General features: G+C 54.7%; 18 protein-coding genes. 13 read left to right on the plus strand and 5 right to left on the minus strand.

Going from position 1 to position 19,964, the window contains the following annotated elements:
* Positions 1–153 precede the first annotated feature (153 nt).
* The 6 genes from phoB (at position 154) to proY (ending at position 7,603) form a co-directional block, all read left to right on the plus strand.
* Entirely contained in the window at positions 154–843 is a 690-nt protein-coding gene (phoB, locus tag JK231_RS03675) for a phosphate response regulator transcription factor PhoB (RefSeq protein ID WP_034830536.1), read from the plus strand.
* A 15-nt stretch (positions 844–858) separates the two neighbouring features.
* Positions 859–2,169 (plus strand): phosphate regulon sensor histidine kinase PhoR, encoded by a 1,311-nt coding sequence (gene phoR / locus JK231_RS03680; protein ID WP_211728023.1) that lies wholly within the window; start codon positions 859–861, stop codon positions 2,167–2,169.
* 92 nt (positions 2,170–2,261) lie between these two features.
* Positions 2,262–3,182, plus strand: a complete 921-nt coding sequence (locus JK231_RS03685) for a PstS family phosphate ABC transporter substrate-binding protein (RefSeq protein ID WP_211728024.1) — start codon at positions 2,262–2,264, stop codon at positions 3,180–3,182.
* A gap of 172 nt (positions 3,183–3,354) precedes the next feature.
* Positions 3,355–4,458 (plus strand): cobalamin-independent methionine synthase II family protein, encoded by a 1,104-nt coding sequence (locus JK231_RS03690; RefSeq protein ID WP_211728025.1) that lies wholly within the window; start codon positions 3,355–3,357, stop codon positions 4,456–4,458.
* Between the two features lie 402 nt (positions 4,459–4,860).
* Positions 4,861–6,180 (plus strand): branched-chain amino acid transporter carrier protein BrnQ, encoded by a 1,320-nt coding sequence (gene brnQ / locus JK231_RS03695; RefSeq protein ID WP_160834002.1) that lies wholly within the window; start codon positions 4,861–4,863, stop codon positions 6,178–6,180.
* A gap of 67 nt (positions 6,181–6,247) precedes the next feature.
* Entirely contained in the window at positions 6,248–7,603 is a 1,356-nt protein-coding gene (proY, locus tag JK231_RS03700; protein ID WP_160834001.1) for a proline-specific permease ProY, read from the plus strand.
* Between the two features lie 127 nt (positions 7,604–7,730).
* On the opposite strand, the gene JK231_RS03705 is transcribed toward proY, so the two are convergent.
* The 3 genes from JK231_RS03705 to JK231_RS03715 all read right to left on the minus strand — a co-directional run bounded on the left by JK231_RS03705 (position 7,731) and on the right by JK231_RS03715 (position 11,521).
* Positions 7,731–9,683 (minus strand): acyltransferase family protein, encoded by a 1,953-nt coding sequence (locus JK231_RS03705; protein WP_160834000.1) that lies wholly within the window; start codon positions 9,681–9,683, stop codon positions 7,731–7,733.
* Between the two features lie 282 nt (positions 9,684–9,965).
* Positions 9,966–10,775: an inositol monophosphatase gene (locus JK231_RS03710; RefSeq protein WP_160833999.1), complete on the minus strand. Its 810-nt coding sequence runs from the start codon at positions 10,773–10,775 to the stop codon at positions 9,966–9,968.
* A gap of 164 nt (positions 10,776–10,939) precedes the next feature.
* On the minus strand, positions 10,940–11,521 hold the full coding sequence (locus tag JK231_RS03715) for an ACP phosphodiesterase (protein WP_097117505.1): 582 nt from the start codon (positions 11,519–11,521) through the stop codon (positions 10,940–10,942).
* Positions 11,522–11,626: 105 nt separating this feature from the next.
* On the opposite strand from JK231_RS03715, the gene queA reads away from it, so the two are divergent.
* The 5 genes from queA to secF are packed head-to-tail and all read left to right on the plus strand — an operon-like array spanning position 11,627 to position 17,070.
* Positions 11,627–12,697 (plus strand): tRNA preQ1(34) S-adenosylmethionine ribosyltransferase-isomerase QueA, encoded by a 1,071-nt coding sequence (gene queA / locus JK231_RS03720; RefSeq protein WP_058961447.1) that lies wholly within the window; start codon positions 11,627–11,629, stop codon positions 12,695–12,697.
* 38 nt (positions 12,698–12,735) lie between these two features.
* Positions 12,736–13,860, plus strand: a complete 1,125-nt coding sequence (tgt, locus tag JK231_RS03725; RefSeq protein WP_034831015.1) for a tRNA guanosine(34) transglycosylase Tgt — start codon at positions 12,736–12,738, stop codon at positions 13,858–13,860.
* 25 nt (positions 13,861–13,885) lie between these two features.
* Positions 13,886–14,218 (plus strand): preprotein translocase subunit YajC, encoded by a 333-nt coding sequence (yajC, locus tag JK231_RS03730; protein ID WP_034831018.1) that lies wholly within the window; start codon positions 13,886–13,888, stop codon positions 14,216–14,218.
* Positions 14,219–14,243: 25 nt separating this feature from the next.
* Entirely contained in the window at positions 14,244–16,091 is a 1,848-nt protein-coding gene (gene secD / locus JK231_RS03735) for a protein translocase subunit SecD (protein WP_160867942.1), read from the plus strand.
* Between the two features lie 10 nt (positions 16,092–16,101).
* Positions 16,102–17,070 (plus strand): protein translocase subunit SecF, encoded by a 969-nt coding sequence (secF, locus tag JK231_RS03740; RefSeq protein ID WP_038648607.1) that lies wholly within the window; start codon positions 16,102–16,104, stop codon positions 17,068–17,070.
* A gap of 59 nt (positions 17,071–17,129) precedes the next feature.
* Here the strand turns inward: secF and JK231_RS03745 are convergent, their stop codons facing one another.
* Complete coding sequence (locus tag JK231_RS03745; protein WP_211728026.1) at positions 17,130–17,693, minus strand: DUF3251 domain-containing protein; 564 nt, start codon at positions 17,691–17,693, stop codon at positions 17,130–17,132.
* Positions 17,694–17,708: 15 nt separating this feature from the next.
* A complete protein-coding gene (lysM, locus tag JK231_RS03750) occupies positions 17,709–18,146 on the minus strand; it encodes a peptidoglycan-binding protein LysM (RefSeq protein WP_045833917.1) in 438 nt (145 codons plus the stop codon).
* Between the two features lie 172 nt (positions 18,147–18,318).
* Between lysM and nrdR the strand changes: the two genes are divergently transcribed.
* Together nrdR and ribD are read left to right on the plus strand one after the other, a co-directional pair.
* A complete protein-coding gene (nrdR, locus tag JK231_RS03755) occupies positions 18,319–18,768 on the plus strand; it encodes a transcriptional regulator NrdR (protein WP_034831027.1) in 450 nt (149 codons plus the stop codon).
* A 3-nt stretch (positions 18,769–18,771) separates the two neighbouring features.
* Entirely contained in the window at positions 18,772–19,875 is a 1,104-nt protein-coding gene (gene ribD / locus JK231_RS03760) for a bifunctional diaminohydroxyphosphoribosylaminopyrimidine deaminase/5-amino-6-(5-phosphoribosylamino)uracil reductase RibD (protein WP_211728027.1), read from the plus strand.
* Positions 19,876–19,964: the final 89 nt, after the last annotated feature.

Consider the following 19,964-nt stretch of genomic DNA (forward strand, 5'->3'; position numbering starts at 1 on the left):
CAGATCGCAAAGAAAAAAAAGCGATAGTCGTTGTCACATTTCTGTTTTATCACTATCTATCATAGGGAGGGTTTTTCATAAAAGTGTCATAAAACTGACGCATAATGGCGCCGCAAATCCCAGTGACCTATTGTCACAAAAGCAGGAGTTATAATGGCTAAGCGCATTTTGGTTGTGGAAGACGAAGCTCCCATCCGTGAAATGTTATGTTTCGTGCTGGAACAGAATGATTACCAGCCTATTGAGGCAGAAGACTATGACAGCGCGATTGGTAAGCTGATCGAACCCTGGCCTGATTTAATTCTGCTGGATTGGATGTTGCCTGGCGGCAGCGGTATTCAGTTTATTAAACATTTGAAACGTGAAGCCATGACGCGCGACATCCCGGTGATGATGCTGACGGCACGCGGTGAAGAAGAAGATCGCGTACGCGGTCTGGAAGTCGGCGCCGATGACTACATCACCAAGCCTTTCTCACCGAAAGAGCTGATGGCACGTATCAAAGCGGTGATGCGCCGTATTTCACCGATGGCGGTGGAAGAGGTGATTGAGATGCAGGGTCTGAGCCTCGATCCTTCCTCGCATCGCGTGATGTCGGAAAGTACCCCGCTGGAAATGGGACCCACCGAATATAAATTGCTGCACTTCTTTATGACGCATCCGGAGCGTGTTTACAGCCGTGAACAACTGCTGAACCACGTATGGGGCACCAACGTCTACGTTGAAGATCGTACCGTTGATGTGCATATCCGTCGTTTACGTAAAGCACTGGAAGTATCTGGCCACGATCGCATGGTTCAAACCGTACGCGGAACAGGGTATCGTTTCTCTGCCCGCTACTAAACGGAGTCTTTTACCGTGCTGGAACGACTCTCCTGGAAGAGATTATTGACTGAGCTGGCGCTGGTCTGTTTGCCCGCGCTGGTGCTTGGTCTGTTGTTCGGTTATCTGCCCTGGCTACTGCTGATCGCGGTGTCAGGTGTGATGTTTTGGCACTTTAGAAATCTGATGCGTCTGTCGCACTGGCTGTGGGTCGATCGTTCCATGACGCCGCCCGCCGGTCGCGGTAGCTGGGAGCCCTTGTTCTACGGCTTGTACCAGATGCAACTGCGTAACCGCCGTCGACGTCGCGAGCTGGGTAACCTGATTAAGCGCTTTCGTAGCGGCGCGGAATCCCTGCCGGATGCAGTGATCCTGACCACCGAAGAGGGCACCATTTTCTGGTGCAACGGGCTGGCACAACAGCATCTCGGGCTGCGCTGGCCAGAAGATAATGGCCAGAACATCCTCAACTTGCTGCGCTATCCTGAGTTTTCCCGCTATATTCGCCAACGCGATTTTGACAAGCCGCTGACGCTGGTGCTGAACAATCAACATCATATGGAATTCCGTGTGATGCCCTACAGCGAAGGGCAGTGGTTGATGGTGGCGCGCGATGTCACGCAAATGCACCAGCTGGAAGGGGCGCGGCGTAACTTCTTTGCCAACGTCAGTCATGAACTGCGTACGCCGTTAACGGTGCTGCAGGGCTATCTGGAGATGATGGACGATGCGGCGATGAACGAGCGCACGCGCGGCAAGGCGTTGCACACCATGCAGGAGCAAACGCGTCGCATGGATAGCCTGGTGAAACAGTTGCTGACCTTGTCGCGTATCGAGGCCGCACCGGCTATCGATCTCAAAGAGACGGTGGATGTTCCGGGCATGCTGCAACTGTTGCAGCGCGAGGCGGAAACGCTCAGCCAGGGGCGACACAGCATCCATTTCCGCACGGATCCGCACCTCAAAGTCTTCGGTAATGATGAACAGCTGCGCAGCGCCATTTCTAATCTGGTGTACAACGCGGTGAATCACACGCCGGAAGGGACGCGCCTGGATATCAGCTGGCTGCGCACCAAAGAGGGCGCGGAGTTCAAAGTGTGCGATAACGGACCGGGGATCAGCGAGGAGCATTTACCGCGCCTCACCGAGCGTTTCTATCGGGTGGATAAAGCCCGATCGCGCGCCACCGGCGGCAGTGGCTTAGGGCTGGCGATCGTTAAGCATGCATTGAGTCACCATAATGCACGGCTGGAAATCACCAGTATTCCGCATCAGGAAACCTGTTTTAGTTTCGTGCTGCCGCCACGTTTGATTGTGGCGAAGAGCGTGCACAGTAAGGTCAGTTAAGCACGATGAAGTGGCGCAATTGATTGCGTGATGAATCGCGGCGCGACAGAATGTGCAGTCCAATGTTCCTGACCTGATTTGCGGAAGACCTGATGAGATCGCTGTTGCTGTTCACGTTGCTGCTGTGCTCTACGCTGGCACAAAGCCAACAAACCATGCTCACCGGCAATTTGAGCAGCGTCGGTTCCGATACTCTCGGCTATCTGATGACCTTATGGGGCGAGGATTTCAGCCGCCAGTCACCGGGCGTTAACGTTCAGGTACAGGCGGCTGGATCCTCAACCGCACCCACCGCGCTGGCGGCAGGCTCTGCCCAGCTCGGGGCGATGAGCCGCCCGATGCAAATTGATGAACGCCAACTGTTTACCACGCGCTACGGCTATCCCCCGCTGGCGGTGCCGGTGGCGATGGATGCGCTGGTGGTGGTGGTCAATCAGGACAACCCGCTAACGCGTATCGATCAACCGCAACTCGATGCCCTTTTCTCTGTCACTCGTCTGTGTGGTGCGCACTTGGTGCCGCAGCACTGGGGCGATCTTGGCCTCAACCAGGGAGATTGGGCGCGACGCAGTATTCAGCGTTTTGGCCGTAATTCGGCATCAGGTACCTGGGGCTTCTTCAAACAGCAGGCGCTGTGTAAAGGGGATTTCCGCTCAGACGTCGCGGAGTTTCCCGGCTCGGCGGCGGTGGTGCAGGCCGTCGCGGCAACACCCAACAGCATTGGTTATGCCAGTTTTGGTTTTCACTTAAGCGGCGTGAAGATGGTGCCCATCGTCACTGCCAGCGGCGATAGCGTGATGCCGGACGCCGAAACCATTCGCAGCGGCCGCTATCCGTGGTCGCGTCCGCTCTATATTTACGTCAATAAAGCGCCGGGCAAACCGCTGCCGCCGCTGGTGAATGCGTTTCTGCATCAGGTGTTATCACCTGAAGGGCAGCGCCGGGTAACTGAAGCCGGTTATTTGCCACTTTCCGAAAGCCAGATGGCCCAGGCACGTGCCGCCATTGAGTAAATGGAAGAACGAGCACCCGATCATGAATTTTATTCACGTCACCTGAATTTTCTTCCATTGCCCAATTTGTTTCAGCATGTCACTCTTTATGGACATTTAGCCATCCAGATGGCTATAAATAACCGGGTGAAATTATACCCTGACGCAATTATGCGTTTAGCCAGGAGTGAACATGCCACAACAACAACCGTTCCGTGCCGATACCGTCGGCAGTTTTCTGCGTCCTGCGGCGATCAAGCAAGCGCGCGTGCAGTTTGCCAATGGCGAGATCACGGCTGAGCAGCTGCGTCAGGTAGAAGATAAAGAAATCCGCCACGTGGTCGAGCAGCAGCGCGCTAACGGCCTGCAAGTGGTCACCGACGGCGAGTTCCGTCGCGCCTGGTGGCACTTTGACTTCTTTGGCGATCTGCAAGGCGTTGAGCTATTTGAAGCGGAGCAGGGCATCCAGTTCAACGGCGTGCAAACCAAAGCGCACGGCGTGAAAGTCACCGGCAAGGTGGCCTTTAATCCACATCACCCGATGCTGGATCACTTCCGCTTCCTGAAAAGCATTGCGGGCGACGCCGTGGCGAAAATGACCATCCCAAGCCCAAGCGTGCTGCACTTCCGTGGTGGCCGTAAAGTGATCGATGCCACCGTCTATCCCGATCTGAAAGCGTACTTTGCTGACCTGGCGCAGACATACAAAGATGCGATCGCGGCTTTCTACGCGGCGGGCTGCCGTTTTCTGCAGCTGGATGACACTGTTTGGGCTTACCTGTGCTCTTCGGATCAGCAGCAGCAGATCCGTGAGCGCGGTGAAGATCCGCAGGAACTGGCGCGTATTTACGCTGAGGTGCTGAACAAAGCGCTGGAAGATAAACCAGCTGACCTGACCATTGGTCTGCATGTGTGCCGCGGCAACTTCCGCTCAACCTGGATTTCCGAAGGTGGCTATGAGCCGGTGGCCGAGATTCTGTTTGGTCAGGTGAATATCGATGCTTACTTCCTCGAATATGACAACGAGCGTTCCGGTGGTTTTGAGCCGCTGCGCTTTATCAAACCCGGCCATCAGCAAGTGGTATTGGGTCTGATCACGACTAAGAACGGTGAACTGGAAGATCCGGAGCAGGTGAAAGCGCGCCTGCAGGAAGCTTCTCAGTTTGTGAGTCTGAACCAGATTTGCCTCAGCCCAAAATGTGGCTTTGCCTCGACAGAAGAGGGCAACAGCCTGACGGAAGCGCAGCAGTGGCAGAAGATTCGTCTGGTGGTCGATATCGCCAATCAGGTGTGGTGATGCTGTAAACTTGTGCAAACAGGCGCGTAAATCGCGCCTTTTGTGCATTTAAGAGCCCGGTTTTGCGAGGAGATCTCCCGTGATGCGGAAACTTTAAGCAAATCATCTGAGGTGTTTTCACGCTATTACCCGCTGATAAACTGCTTTGCGTCACTTTCTTGTTATATCCTTCTGGTTTTCCGATCCCGTATTGCCTTTCTTCGCTATAAACGTTTTAATTTGCGCCGTTGTCGATTTATCCCTCTGCGAACAGAAGAAAAGTAGATTAAATCACCTGCGCTTTAACGATTAGGCCCGCATAACGCTCTGAACTCATCAGATAAGCCTTTGTTTTTGTGCATGCAGAGGACAACACGCACTCAACTTCCACCGCAACATCAGTTACAGGCAGTACAGAAGTTTATGACACATCGTTTAACCTCCAAGGATATCCTGGCGCTGGGCTTCATGACGTTTGCCCTGTTCGTAGGCGCAGGAAACATTATCTTTCCACCGATGGTGGGGATTCAGTCTGGCGAACACGTCTGGGTTGCCGCTTTTGGCTTTCTGATTACGGCCGTTGGCTTGCCGGTGATGACCGTTATCGCCCTGGCGCGCGTGGGCGGCGGCATTGATGCCCTCAGCTCGCCAATTGGTAAAGCCGCAGGTCTGTTGCTGGCAACGGTTTGCTACCTGGCGGTCGGTCCGCTGTTTGCTACGCCGCGTACGGCGACCGTGTCGTTTGAAGTGGGGATTGCTCCGCTGACTGGTGATGGCGCGCTGCCGCTGTTTATCTACAGCCTGATTTATTTTGCGCTGGTGATTGGCATTTCCCTGTATCCTGGCAAATTGCTGGACACTGTCGGCCACTTCCTCGCTCCGCTGAAAATCGTGGCGCTGACCATTCTCGGTCTGGCAGCACTGCTGTGGCCGGCCGGTGGTATCGCGCCTGCTACGGCTGATTACCAGCGTGCGGCCTTCTCCAGCGGCTTCGTTAACGGCTATCTGACGATGGATACGCTGGGTGCGCTGGTGTTTGGTATTGTTATCGTCAATGCGGCACGTTCTCGCGGCGTTGAAGATGCGAAACTGCTGACCCGTTACACCATGCTGGCGGGCGTGATTGCCGGTGTTGGCTTGACGCTGGTGTATCTGAGCCTGTTCAAACTCGGTTCTGGCAGTGCTGGCCTGGTTGATCAGAATGCCAATGGTGCAGCGATTCTGCATGCGTATGTGCAGCAGACCTTTGGCGGCATGGGCAGCTTCTTCCTGGCAGCACTGATCTTCGTGGCCTGCATGGTGACGGCGGTTGGCCTGACCTGCGCCTGTGCGGAATTCTTTGCGCAATACCTGCCGTTGTCGTATAAAGCGCTGGTGTTTATTCTGGGTCTGTTCTCGATGGTGGTGTCGAATCTAGGCCTGAGCCACTTGATTCAGATCTCCATTCCGGTGCTGACGGCGATTTATCCACCGTGCATCGTGCTGGTGGTGCTGAGCTTCACCCTGAAATGGTGGAATAAGAGCACGCGTATTATCGCGCCAACCATGCTGGTGAGCCTGCTGTTTGGCATCGTTGATGCCATCAAAACCACCAATTTTAAAGATGTGCTGCCGCTGTTTAGCCAGCATCTGCCACTGGCCGATCAGGGACTCTCCTGGTTGCCGCCATCGCTGGTGATGCTGGTGATTGCCGCGGTGGTCGATCGGGCAAAAGGACGCGAACAGGTCGCTGCCCACTCGTAATCGACATTGCTGTTAATTTCAACCACGGGCTTGCCCGTGGTTTTTTCATTTACAAGGTATTGGTGTTATGCAAGAAACCAACAAGCTCAAACGCGGACTGAGCACGCGCCACATCCGTTTTATGGCGCTGGGATCGGCAATCGGTACCGGGCTGTTTTACGGCTCGGCGGATGCGATCAAAATGGCAGGCCCCAGCGTGCTGCTGGCGTACATCATCGGCGGTGCGGTGGCGTACATCATCATGCGTGCCTTGGGTGAGATGTCAGTGAATAACCCGCAGGCCAGCTCGTTTTCGCGCTACGCGCAGGACTATCTGGGGCCGTTAGCAGGTTACATCACCGGCTGGACCTACTGTTTTGAAATCCTGATTGTGGCGATTGCCGACGTGACGGCTTTTGGTATCTACATGGGCGTGTGGTTCCCGGAAGTACCGCACTGGATTTGGGTGCTGTCGGTGGTGCTGATTATCGGTGCCATTAACCTGATGAGCGTGAAGGTGTTTGGTGAAGTCGAGTTCTGGTTCTCCTTCTTCAAAGTCGCCACCATTATCATCATGATCATCGCCGGTTTTGGCATGATTTTCTGGGGCATCGGCAACGGCGGTCAGCCTACGGGTATCCATAACCTGTGGACCAACGGTGGCTTCTTCGCTCACGGCATTGTCGGTATGCTGCTGTCACTGCAGATGGTGATGTTTGCCTATGGCGGCATTGAAATTATCGGTATCACCGCCGGTGAAGCGGAAGAGCCTGAGAAGTCGATTCCACGCGCCATTAACTCCGTTCCGCTGCGTATTCTGGTGTTCTATGTCGGCACGCTGTTTGTCATCATGTCGATCTATCCGTGGAACCAGGTCGGCACCTCCGGCAGTCCCTTTGTGCTGACTTTCCAGCATCTGGGCATCGCGGCGGCGGCATCGATTCTTAACTTCGTGGTGCTGACGGCGTCACTGTCGGCGATCAACAGCGATGTGTTTGGCGTCGGGCGTATGCTGCACGGCATGGCGCAGCAGGGCCATGCGCCGAAGATGTTCCAGAAGGTCTCGGATCGCGGGATTCCGTGGGTCACCGTGCTGGTGATGATGGTGGCGATGCTGATCGCCGTGTATCTCAACTACCTGATGCCGGAAAAAGTGTTCCTGGTGATCGCGTCGCTGGCGACCTTCGCCACGGTGTGGGTGTGGATCATGATTCTGCTGTCGCAAATCGCGTTTCGCCGCAAAATTGGCATAGAGCAGGCGGGTAAACTGCAATTCGCCCTGCCTGGCGGCAGCAAAACCGCCTGGTTTGGCGTGGCTTTCCTGGTGTTCATCATTGCCTTGATCGGTTATTTCCCTGACACGCGCGTGTCGCTGTATGTTGGCTTCGCGTGGATTGTGCTGCTGTTGCTGGCCTGGCCGCTGGCGAAAAAGCGGAAAGCCTGATCATTCTGATGCGCATAACGGGTGGGATGTTTGCCCGTTAAGCGTGGAAGGATAGGTAGTGTTCAGGGCGGGAGAGATTCCCGCCCTGAGCTTTTAAGTATGATGAAAAGCGCAGGCCGAAGCACGACTACCAATTGCTACCCAACGCAATCTCTCCGCCCGCCGGGCTCAGGTGATTGTCATCATAATAGAGCGGCAATCCTCCGCTGGTGATCAAACAGCCCTGCTCATTACACAGATTCTCTCGCAGCGATAACACGCGTACGCCTTGTTGCTTATAACGCTGCAATAATTTCTCCACGGCCTCTTCCGGGAACTGGAACAATCTGGTGCGCTCAGAGAGCAGCGGCGGAGCTTCCCACTTGCTCAGCCAGGCGCTCAATTCGCGACGAATCGGGATATTACGGTTATTGCTGTAGCGCAGCGGGTCAACGTCCACTGAAGGCGCATCCTCTATTACCGTGACCTTTTTGCCCGCCTGAGTCAGCTGAGCCACCACGCGATCCATACCCGCTTGCAGCGCCTCAAGATTACTCTTTTCAGGATGATCGGTTTCGCGGAAACCGGCACCGGGCAACAGGCTCATACCCGATGCCCAATAGGCGCTGATCACCACTTCGTCCACCTTGTCGCTCAGCACCATCTTCAGCACTTCCTGATTAAAGGTAATGCATTGTTGCGCATGATGTGGCATTTGGCTCACCACGCGTGTGGCACCAATCAGGAACGGACAGGAGGCTTTGGTGAGTTGATACAGCGGTTTATGCTGACGTTGTGCATAGCCCGACACCGAAGCACGCAGTGCGGCAGCGTGACTGTCGCCAATTAAGGCGATACCGGGGCGATCGGTGTTTGGATGACACTCCTCATGCCTGGAGGGCAGGTTTGCCCCGTAATCAAGCAAGCACGGATTACGCTGCGCCGAAATTTTCCAGCTGTCCGCATTCACGACGAGTTCACTAACCCGCGATTTCATGCCCCCGGTTTGCCACAACAGTAGCATCGCACCCGCCGCAATCAGGGAAGAGGCACAGTAGCCGGGGATCACCCAACGCGTGCCCATGCGCGTCTGGCGGAAGGGCTGCTCGACAAAGCGCCAAGAAAACCAGGCCAGACCCAGCGCTGCGCCGCAGATCATCAAACCTTGCCAGACGGTAAGGGGGTGATCGCTACAGATGCGCGCCAGACTTAGCAGCGGCCAGTGCCACAGGTACCAGGAATAAGAGATCTTGCCGATAAAGCGCATCAGCGGATTTTCTAACAGTAACTGGTTAAGCTCGCTGCGCGCACCGATCATCAGGCAACCCGCCAGCACGGGAATGATCGCCAACCAGCCCGGAAATTGGCTATGGCTACTAAGCAACAGGCTGGCGGAGATAATCATCATCCAACCCAGCAGATTGAGCAGGCTGGCCGCTCGGCCGGTGAGGGGTTGTGGTTTCCACAGCGCCAGCAGCACACCGGCACCGAGTTCCCAGGCGCGGGTTGGCAACAGATAAAAGGCGTGGGTGGTGGCAAACGGTGTGATCCCGATACAGGCCACCAAAGAGATCACACTCAGTATCAGTACCACAGAGCGCATCGAACGTTTGAGTCGTACGGCCAAAAGCAGAATGAATGGCAGCACAATATAGAACTGTTCTTCTATTCCCAATGACCAGGTCATGAGCAGGGGATTTAAATCGGAATCGGTACTGAAATAGTCACCGCTCTTGAGTAGCAGCATATTGGGTACGGCGATAAATACCGCCAGGCTGTATTTGGCCAGCTGGCTGAACTCTAGCGGTGAGAGCAGGATGAAGCCCAGTAGCAGCAATATCGTCATCATGAAAAATAACGCGGGAGCGATACGTTTAATGCGGCGTAAATAAAATTGATAAAATGAGAAGTGACCCTCGGATATTTCCTTGCTGATAATACCGCCGATCAGAAAGCCGGAAATAACAAAGAAGAGGTCGACACCAATAAAGCCACCCTGCAGCGAGGTGACGCCGGAGTGAAAGAGTACCACCAGAATGATGGCGACGGCGCGCAGGCCGTCAATATCCGCCCGATAACGGTGAGAGGCATTCGCAGTCATAATTTAACCCAGAAGTTAGGATAAGAATGGTTATGCGTTCCAGAAAAAATAAATCGGCGCATCCTGTCGCCGAAAAAAGTTACAAAGGAGAAAAATGGGTATTACAAGGGATGATTGACGCTGACAGAATACGCGCTTTTAGCCGCTAAATATCAGGGCGGAAGAAAATTAGAATAATCGCAGATTAAGGTGGTATTTGTATTTACACCGCTGAAGCATAAATAGCGAAAAGATAAGCCCGGATTATCCTTCAGGCTTATCTTTCATGATGTGGTGAATCGGCTACAGGCTGATATGCGCGGGTAACAGTGCTTTGAGCTGAGGGTAGATAACGCTATTGGCGAGCAGCACAGGATTGCCCTGCTGCAGACCGTTGTGACCAAGGTAATCATTGGTTATGCCGCCGGCCTCACGCATCAATACAATCCCAGGTAAACCGTCCCACGGATTCATATGCGCTTCGTAATAACCAATTAAACGACCAGCGGCGGCCCAGGCACTCATTAATGCGCCAGAGCCATTACGGATGAACATCCCGCCCTGTGACAGCAAGCCACCAATAAAGGTCGTCAACGGTTCCACCGGTTGGCTGTTGGAACTACTAATGCCGAGCACGCCCTGATTGAGATGCTGAGCGCTGTGCGCCTGAATACGTTTTTCGTTAACCCATGCGCCTTTACCACGGCAGGCGTGGAAGGTTTCATGATGGTTGGGATCGCAGACCACGCCAATTACCGGCTCATTTTCACAGACAATCGCCAGTGACACGCACCAGTTATGTAATCCATTCAGGAAGTTACTGGTGCCATCAATCGGGTCAATCACCCAGACAAAGCGCGCACCTGTAGTTTCACCACCGCTCTCTTCACCCAGCACGGCGTCATCGGGAAAGCGTTCGTAAATCAGGTGCTTGACCAATTCTTCCACGTTGCGGTCGGCTTCGCTAACCACATCCTGTAAATCCTTTTTATGCTCAATCACCAGTTGATGACGCTGCTGATACCAGGATAAAGCGCGGCTGGCTGCAGTTTTAGCGACATCACAGGCAAAGTGATAACGCGCGTCAAGTTCGGTTAGCGTAGCTGATGACATCTTTCCCTCTTATCATTTTCTGACAAACGAAGTGACAAAAAACGCCGAAACAGGCGACCTGGCGGTGTGACCTACTTAACAAAAGTTAAGAAAGGTTTCATTAAGCCGCAGATGAGTGCGGCTGGCAAGAGGCGTAAATGCTGGGATTGTGAAAAAAAGCGGGTTTAGAGTTGCTGGTGGCGCGCAGCGTCCATCAGGCGCGGATAGAACTGGAAGAACAGCGGTTCAAGTTGCTGATAATGATCGACAAAATCCTGATAGGAGTCGCGCAGTGCTGCCAGACGCGGGCGGCGATGTGCCATACCGCTCAATACGCGGGCCAGCCGCGTTGGTTCGGCATAGTGCTCAAACCAGCGCTCGCGCCACATCACCGAATTGAGTTCGATGAATCCTTCTGGCGTGCCGGGCAGTTGCGGCATGATTTCACGCTCGGCTGCCGCCGTGAACGCGACCAGCGATTGGGAAGGGTGCAGCTGGTCCCAGTGCAGCGCGAGGAAGTGATCCCAGATGACATCCAAAGTGATGGGCGCAACGCGACGAGTTTCAGCGCGAAAGAATTGCCGCGCTTCACGCACTTCCGGCAGGTTATCCGTCAAAACATCCAGTCGGCGATGCATAGCGATGCCCGCCACAACCGGTTCCGGCCATTGCGATTGCACATTGCCGCGCACGAAGTCGGCCATCAGATTGCCCAGCAGGGAGCTGTCTGCCAGCTGTGCAAGGTGAAGGTGAGCGAGAAAGTTCATGGCGCATTATAGGCAGAATCACAGATATGCAGCCAGTTGTTCAGAATTTGCCGCTTTTCCGCTAAACTATGCCGCCTGTTTTTTGAGTCCTGAAAGAAGTGATGCATGCGTGTAGCCGATTTTGCTTTTGAGTTGCCAGAATCTTTGATCGCCCACTATCCGCAGGCGCAGCGCAGCGGTTGCCGCTTGCTGGCGCTGGATGGCCCAAGTGGGGCGTTAAGCCATGAAGTGTTTACCGACGTACTGGATAAACTCAATCCGGGCGACCTGCTGGTGTTTAACAATACCCGCGTTATTCCGGCGCGTGTCTTCGGCCGAAAAGCCAGTGGCGGCAAAATCGAGATGCTAGTGGAGCGCATGCTGGATGACAAACGCGTGCTGGCGCATGTGCGTGCCTCGAAAGCGCCGAAGCCGGGTGCAGAGCTGCTGCTGGGCGATGACGAAAGCGTCAAAGCCACCATGGTCGCGCGCCACGATACGCTGTTTGAAATCGAATTTGCCGATGACCGCGCAGTGCTGGATATCCTTAACAGCGTCGGCCATATGCCGTTGCCGCCGTATATTGATCGTCCGGATGAAGAAGCAGACCGTGAACTTTATCAAACCGTTTACAGCGCGCGTCCGGGTGCGGTAGCCGCACCGACCGCCGGTTTGCATTTTGATGAACCGTTGCTGGACGCGCTGCGCGCGAAAGGCATCGAAATGGCATTTGTCACGCTGCACGTTGGCGCAGGTACCTTCCAGCCGGTGCGCGTCGAGAACATTAATGACCACATCATGCACTCTGAGTATGCCGAAGTGCCGCAGGATGTGGTGGATGCGGTGCTGGCGTGTAAAGCGCGTGGCAACAAAGTGGTCGCGGTGGGCACCACCTCCGTGCGTTCTCTGGAGAGCGCGGCGCAGGCGGCTCAGGATGCGCTGATTGCACCCTTCTTCGACGACACGCAGATCTTCATCTATCCGGGCTATCACTATCAGGTGATTGATGCGCTGATCACTAACTTCCATCTGCCGGAATCGACGCTGATCATGCTGGTGTCAGCATTTGCCGGTTACAAAAATACCATGGCGGCTTACCAAAGCGCGGTGGCAGAGCAGTACCGTTTCTTTAGCTACGGGGATGCCATGTACATCACCCGTAATCCACAGGCTCCTGACGAAGTGGTTGGAGCTTAATAATCAGACTGTTTCTCTGATTATCTAATGAGGTCAATGTGAAATTTGAATTAGATACCACCGACGGGCGCGCGCGCCGTGGCCGTTTGGTGTTCGATCGTGGTGTGGTTGAAACCCCGGCATTCATGCCTGTGGGCACCTACGGCACCGTGAAGGGCATGACGCCGGAAGAAGTGAAAGACACCGGCGCGCAGATCCTGCTCGGCAACACCTTCCACCTGTGGCTGCGTCCAGGTCAGGAGATCATGAAACTGCACGGTGACCTGCACGATTTCATGAACTGGCAGGGTCCGATCCTCACTGACTCCGGCGGCTTCCAGGTGTTCAGCCTCGGTGACATTCGTAAGATCACCGAAGCGGGCGTGCATTTCCGTAATCCGATCAACGGCGACCCGATTTTCCTCGATCCGGAAAAATCGATGGAAATTCAGTACGACCTCGGTTCAGACGTGGTGATGATTTTCGACGAGTGTACGCCGTATCCAGCAGACTGGGATTACGCCAAACGTTCGATGGAGATGTCACTGCGTTGGGCGCAGCGTAGCCGCGATCGCTTTGATTCACTCGGGAATAAAAATGCGCTGTTCGGCATTATTCAGGGCGGTGTTTACGAAGATTTACGAGATGTCTCGGTTAAAGGTCTGGTAGATATCGGCTTTGATGGGTACGCTGTGGGCGGCCTGGCGGTGGGTGAACCTAAAGAGGACATGCACCGTATCCTGGAACACGTCTGTCCGCAAATTCCGCAAGATAAACCGCGTTATTTGATGGGCGTCGGCAAGCCAGAAGATCTGGTGGAAGGCGTTCGCCGCGGTATCGATATGTTTGACTGCGTCATGCCAACGCGTAATGCGCGTAATGGTCACCTGTTTGTGACCGATGGCGTGGTGAAAATCCGCAACGCCCGGTATAAAGATGACACGACAACGCTGGATGCGGAGTGTGATTGTTACACCTGTCGCAATTACAGTCGCGCCTACTTGTATCATCTTGATCGTTGTAACGAAATACTGGGCGCACGTCTGAATACGATTCACAATCTGCGCTATTACCAGCGTCTGATGGCGGGTTTACGTAAGGCCATCGAAGAGGGTAAATTAGAGCACTTTGTTAGCGAGTTCTACCAACGGACGGGTAAAGCGGTTCCACCGTTAAACGTCTGATAATTCTATCAATGAGGGAAATTTAATGAGCTTTTTCATTTCTGACGCCGTTGCCGCAGCAGGCGCTCCGTCTCAGGGAAGTCCTTATTCTCTGGTGATCATGCTGGTGGTGTTTGGTCTGATCTTCTATTTCATGATTCTGCGCCCGCAGCAGAAACGTTCTAAAGATCACAAGAAGCTGATGGATTCCATCTCTAAAGGTGATGAAGTGTTGACCAGCGGTGGCCTGGTAGGTCGTGTGACCAAAGTGGCTGACAACGGCTACGTTTCTATCGCCCTGAACGACACCACTGAAGTAGTTGTAAAACGTGATTTCGTGGCCGCCGTTCTGCCGAAAGGTACTATGAAGGCGCTGTAATTTTTTCTTCCCGAAGGGAACTGCCGTGTTAAACCGTTATCCTTTGTGGAAGTACATCATGCTGGTCGTCGTGATTCTCGTCGGCCTGCTCTATGCGCTTCCTAACCTTTATGGAGAGGATCCGGCCGTTCAGATCACTGGTGCGCGCGGTGGCGCCGCCAGTGAACAGACGTTGGATCAGGTCCAGACTTTATTAAAACAAGATAATATCCAGAGCAAATCCCTCGCTCTGGAAAATGGCGCCATTCTGGCCCGTTTTGACAATCAGGATGCGCAGCTGCGCGCGCGTGATGCCATCACTACCGCGTTGGGCGACAACTATGTTGTGGCACTCAACCTCGCGCCGGCAACCCCGCGCTGGCTGACCATGCTGGCTGCACAGCCGATGAAACTCGGTCTTGATCTGCGTGGCGGCGTACACTTCCTGATGGAAGTGGATATGGATACCGCTCTGGGCAAGCTGCAAGAGCAGAATGCCGATGGCCTGCGCAGTGACCTGCGCGACAAAAGCATCCCGTATACCAACGTCAATAAAATCGCTAACTACGGTGTAGAAGTGCGTTTCCGCGACGGTGCCAGCCGTGATGCGGCGATCAGCTACCTGTCACCGCGTCATCGCGATCTGGTGATCTCCAGCGTCGGCAGCGATACGCTGCGTGCGGTGATGACCGATGCGCGTCTGAGCGAAGCCCGTGAGTATGCGGTTCAGCAGAACATCAATATCCTGCGTAACCGTGTGAACCAGCTTGGCGTTGCCGAGCCTCTGGTGCAGCGTCAGGGTTCTGACCGCATCGTGGTGGAACTGCCGGGTATTCAGGATACGGCGCGTGCCAAAGAGATTCTGGGTGCCACTGCGACCCTGGAATTCCGTCTGGTAAACACCACCGTTGATCCAACTGCCGCGGCGAGTGGCCGTGTGCCGGGTGATTCGGAAGTGAAAGAGACGCGTGAAGGCCAGCCAGTGGTGCTGTACAAGCGTGTGATTCTGACCGGTGACCATATTACCGATTCGACGTCCAGTATGGACGAGTACAACCAGCCGCAGGTGAACATTTCACTGGATGGCGCGGGCGGTAACATGATGTCGAACTTCACCAAGGACAACATCGGTAAAGCGATGGCGACCCTGTTTGTGGAGTACAAGGACAGCGGTAAGAAAGACGCCAACGGTCGTGCAATCCTGGTGAAACAGGAGCAGGTGATTAACGTGGCGAACATTCAGTCGCGCCTCGGTAACAGCTTCCGCATCACCGGTATCAACAACCCGAACGAAGCGCGTCAGCTGTCGCTGCTGCTGCGTGCCGGTGCGTTGATCGCGCCAATTCAGATTGTGGAAGAGCGTACCATTGGTCCAACAATGGGCCAGCAGAACATCACTCAGGGTCTCGAAGCCTGCTTGTGGGGTCTGATCGCGTCCATTCTGTTTATGGTGGTGTTCTATAAGAAATTTGGTTTGATTGCGACCAGCGCGCTGCTGTGCAACCTGGTGCTGATTGTCGGCATCATGTCACTGCTGCCGGGTGCGACCCTCACCATGCCGGGGATTGCCGGTATCGTGTTGACGCTGGCGGTTGCTGTCGATGCCAACGTGTTGATTAACGAACGTATTAAAGAAGAACTGCGTAACGGACGCTCGGTACAGCAGGCGATTCACGAAGGCTACAAAGGCGCCTTCTCCAGTATCGTCGATGCCAACGTCACTACGCTGATCAAAGTTATCATTCTTTATGCGGTCGGTACCGGCTCCATTAAAGGCTTTGCGATCACCACCGCTATCGGTATCGCGACCTCAATGTTCACCGCTATCGTCGGCACCCGTGCCATCGTTAACCTGGTTTACGGCGGCAAACGCATCAACAAGCTGTCCATCTGAGGAGTGCGTTGTGGCACAGGAATATAGTATTGAGCAGCTAAACCACGGGCGTAAGGTCGTCGACTTTATGCGCTGGGATACGCTGGCATTCATCATCTCCGGTCTGCTGATTGTGGCGTCTATCGCCATTATCGGTGTGCGAGGCTTCAACTGGGGCCTCGACTTTACCGGCGGAACGGTGATTGAGATTAACCTGGAAAAACCGGCCGATCTGGACGCACTGCGTGAAGGTTTGGTGAAAGCGGGCTTCCAGGAGCCGCTGGTGCAGAACTTTGGCAGCAGCCGTGACGTAATGGTGCGTATGCCGCCAGCCACCGGTGCAGCAGGTCAGGAGCTCGGCAACAAAGTCGTGACCTCCATCAATGAGACGACGCAGCAGAACGCGACCGTGAAGCGCATTGAGTTCGTCGGCCCAAGCGTGGGTAGCGATCTGGCGCAAGCCGGTGCGATGGCGCTGCTGTCGGCACTGATTGCGATTCTGATCTATATCGGCTTCCGCTTTGAGTGGCGTCTGGCGCTGGGTACCGTGCTGGCACTGGCGCATGACGTCATTATCACCTGCGGCATTCTGGCGTTGTCACACATCGAGATCGACCTGACGATTGTCGCGTCACTGATGTCGGTGATTGGTTACTCGCTTAACGATAAAATCGTGGTTTCCGACCGTATTCGTGAGAACTTCCGCAAAATTCGTCGCGGTTCTTCCTACGATATTACTAACGTGTCGCTGACCCAGACGTTGAGCCGTACCCTGATCACCTCGCTGACCACGCTGGCGATGATTCTGATTCTCTTCATCTTTGGTGGTGCGCTGCTGAAAGGCTTCTCGCTGACCATGCTGATCGGTGTCACCATCGGTACCGTTTCATCTATCTATGTTTCTTCTGCTCTGGCATTGAAACTGGGTATGAAGCGTGAACACATGCTGGTGCAGAAAGTGGAGAAAGAGGGCGCAGATCAGCCTTCTATCCTGCCTTAATTCTGCTGATGAAATGAAACGGGCTGCCTAAGGGCAGCCCGTTTTTTTATGCCTGCTGATCAGGGCGCGGATTTGGTGGCTGCTGTGCTCTGCACATCATGCACGCGCACAAAGCCGAGTTGCTCCGGCGTCAGTCCGCTCAGGCGCAGCGGCACTGTTACCGAACTGCGTGGCATCAGACTCGCCTCAACCTGAATGGTCTGGCTCAGACTCTCCGCATTCAGCGGTTTGCCACTGGCTGGATCCAGCTCACCCCATACCACGGTGGCGCTCAGCGCGGGGATCGGCTGGTCATCGGTGGAACGGATATTCAGGTTAGCGCGACTACCACTGGCTTCCCCCTCGACGCGAGACAGTGACAGGCGCAATTTGCCCACCTGCGTCTGTAACTCGACGGGAGTGTTGGCTTGCGGCAACAGCCATGCCCCCTGGGTTGATTGCCCATTGAGTTGACCCTGAATTTCCAGCGCCGTTGCCTGATTGGTGAGCTTGCGCATCTGCTGGTTAAGCTGGCTGACTTCCTGATGTAACTCTTTGACCTGCGGTGAAGTCGGCGTTGAACTACAACCACTGAGCACCAGCAGCGAAAGTGCGGCGGGCGCCCAAAACGTCCTGATCGTCATGCATTGTCCTTTCTGTTATTTCGGAATACGTAATACCTGGCCGGGGTAGATCTTATCAGGATGCGTCAGCATTGGCTTGTTTGCTGCGAAAATCTTGTTGTATTCATTGGGATTCCCGTAGACCTGTTTGGAAATCGCACTCAGGGTGTCGCCTTTTTTCACCGTATAGAAATCGGCTTCTGGCGCACTGTCGGTGACGGTGACCTTGTCATCGACCTTGGTAATCCCTGCCACGTTACCGGCGGCCACCAGGATTTTCTCCTTCAGCTCCTGTGAAATGCCATCACCGCTCACGGTAACGGTGTCGCCTTGCACATCGACTTTGACTTTATCGCTGTCAGGTAAGCCGAGTTGATTAATATGATCCTGTAGTTTTTTGCTGGGATCGTCAGCGCCAGTGACGGCATCCCATAACTTTTCACCTGCTTCTTTCACGAAATTGAACAGACCCATGTGACCTCCTGCAAATGTGCCGGATTGGCTGTTTAAGCTTAGTGGCTTTTCTTGTTTACAGAGCGTGACATCCTGCATCTGTGAGCCAGGCGGTGATTCGGTCGCGTGTATTCAGTTGCTTTGAAGATCGCGCTACACTGTGTGGCCTATTTATCTCGCGACAGGAAACGTCATGCATTGCCCCTTCTGCTCCGCTGTGGATACCAAAGTGATTGATTCTCGCCTGGTCAGTGAAGGTTCATCGGTGCGTCGCCGCCGCCAGTGTCTGGTGTGCCATGAGCGTTTTACCACCTTTGAAGTGGCTGAGCTGGTGATGCCGCGCGTGGTGAAAAGCAACGATGTGCGTGAACCCTTTAACGAAGATAAGCTCGCCAGCGGCATGATGAAGGCGCTGGAGAAGCGCCCGGTGAGCGCCGATGCGGTGGATAACGCCGTCAACCACATTAAAACGCAACTGCGTGCCACTGGCGAGCGCGAAATTCCCAGCAAGCTGGTCGGTAATCTGGTGATGGAAGAGCTGAAGAAACTCGATAAGGTCGCTTACATCCGCTTTGCTTCGGTGTACCGCAGCTTCGAAGATATCCGTGATTTTGGCGAAGAGATCGCCCGCTTACAGGACTAAGCCATGACTGACGAACGCTACATGGCGCGTGCGCTGGAACTGGCGCGTCGCGGACGTTTTACCACCACACCTAATCCTAATGTTGGCTGCGTGATTGTACGCGACGGCGAGATTGTCGGCGAAGGCTGGCATCACCGTGCGGGCGAGCCGCATGCTGAAGTGCACGCGCTGCGCATGGCGGGTGAAAAAGCTAAAGGTGCGACCGCTTATGTCACGCTGGAGCCCTGCAGCCATCATGGCCGCACGCCGCCGTGTTGCGATGCGTTGATCGCTGCGGGCGTCAGTCGCGTGGTGGCGGCAATGCAGGATCCCAATCCGCAAGTGGCGGGACGCGGCTTGTATCGTTTGCAGCAGGCCGGGATTGAAGTCAGCCACGGCTTAATGATGAGCGAAGCTGAAGCATTGAATCGTGGTTTTCTGAAACGTATGCGCACTGGCTTCCCGTGGATTCAGCTCAAACTCGGCGCATCCCTTGATGGGCGCACCGCGATGGCCAGTGGCGAAAGTCAATGGATCACCTCGGCGGCGGCAAGGCGCGATGTGCAACAATTACGTGCCCAGAGTTCGGCTATTCTTACCTCGAGTGCCACCGTGTTGGCAGACGATCCGTCATTAACCGTGCGCTGGGGCGAACTGAATGAAGATGCACGCCAGCAGCTGGATGAAGCCACGCTGCGTCAGCCGATTCGCGTGGTGATTGATAGCCAGCAGCGTGTGACGCCGCAACATCGACTGATGAGTCAGCCGGGCGAAACCTGGCTGATGCGCAGTGCAATCGATCAGCAAACCTGGCCAGACAGCGTCAGCCAGATTGCGGTGCCGCTGCGCGGAGAACAACTGGATCTGGTGGCGATGATGATGATACTCGGCCAGCGTCAGATTAACTCGGTGTGGGTTGAAGCTGGCGCCAGTCTGGCGGGGGCACTGTTACAGGCTGGACTGGTCGATGAACTGATTGTCTATGTGGCACCGAAACTACTGGGCAATGCGGCACGCGGCCTGTGTGAACTGCCTGGGCTGGAACGATTGTCCGATGCGCCAGAGCTGAAGTTTAGTGACGTACGCAAGGTTGGCGCGGACCTGCGACTGACCCTGACGCCCGCTTAAGCACCGACTGAAAAGCCTGAGCGCGTTGTCGAAGAGTATGATAGAATCCGCCCCCTTCTGCGGGGCCATAAATCAAACACCCAAAGGAT

Source organism: Pantoea sp. JGM49, from assembly GCF_018257655.1.
Classification (GTDB): Bacteria; Pseudomonadota; Gammaproteobacteria; order Enterobacterales; family Enterobacteriaceae; genus Pantoea; species Pantoea communis.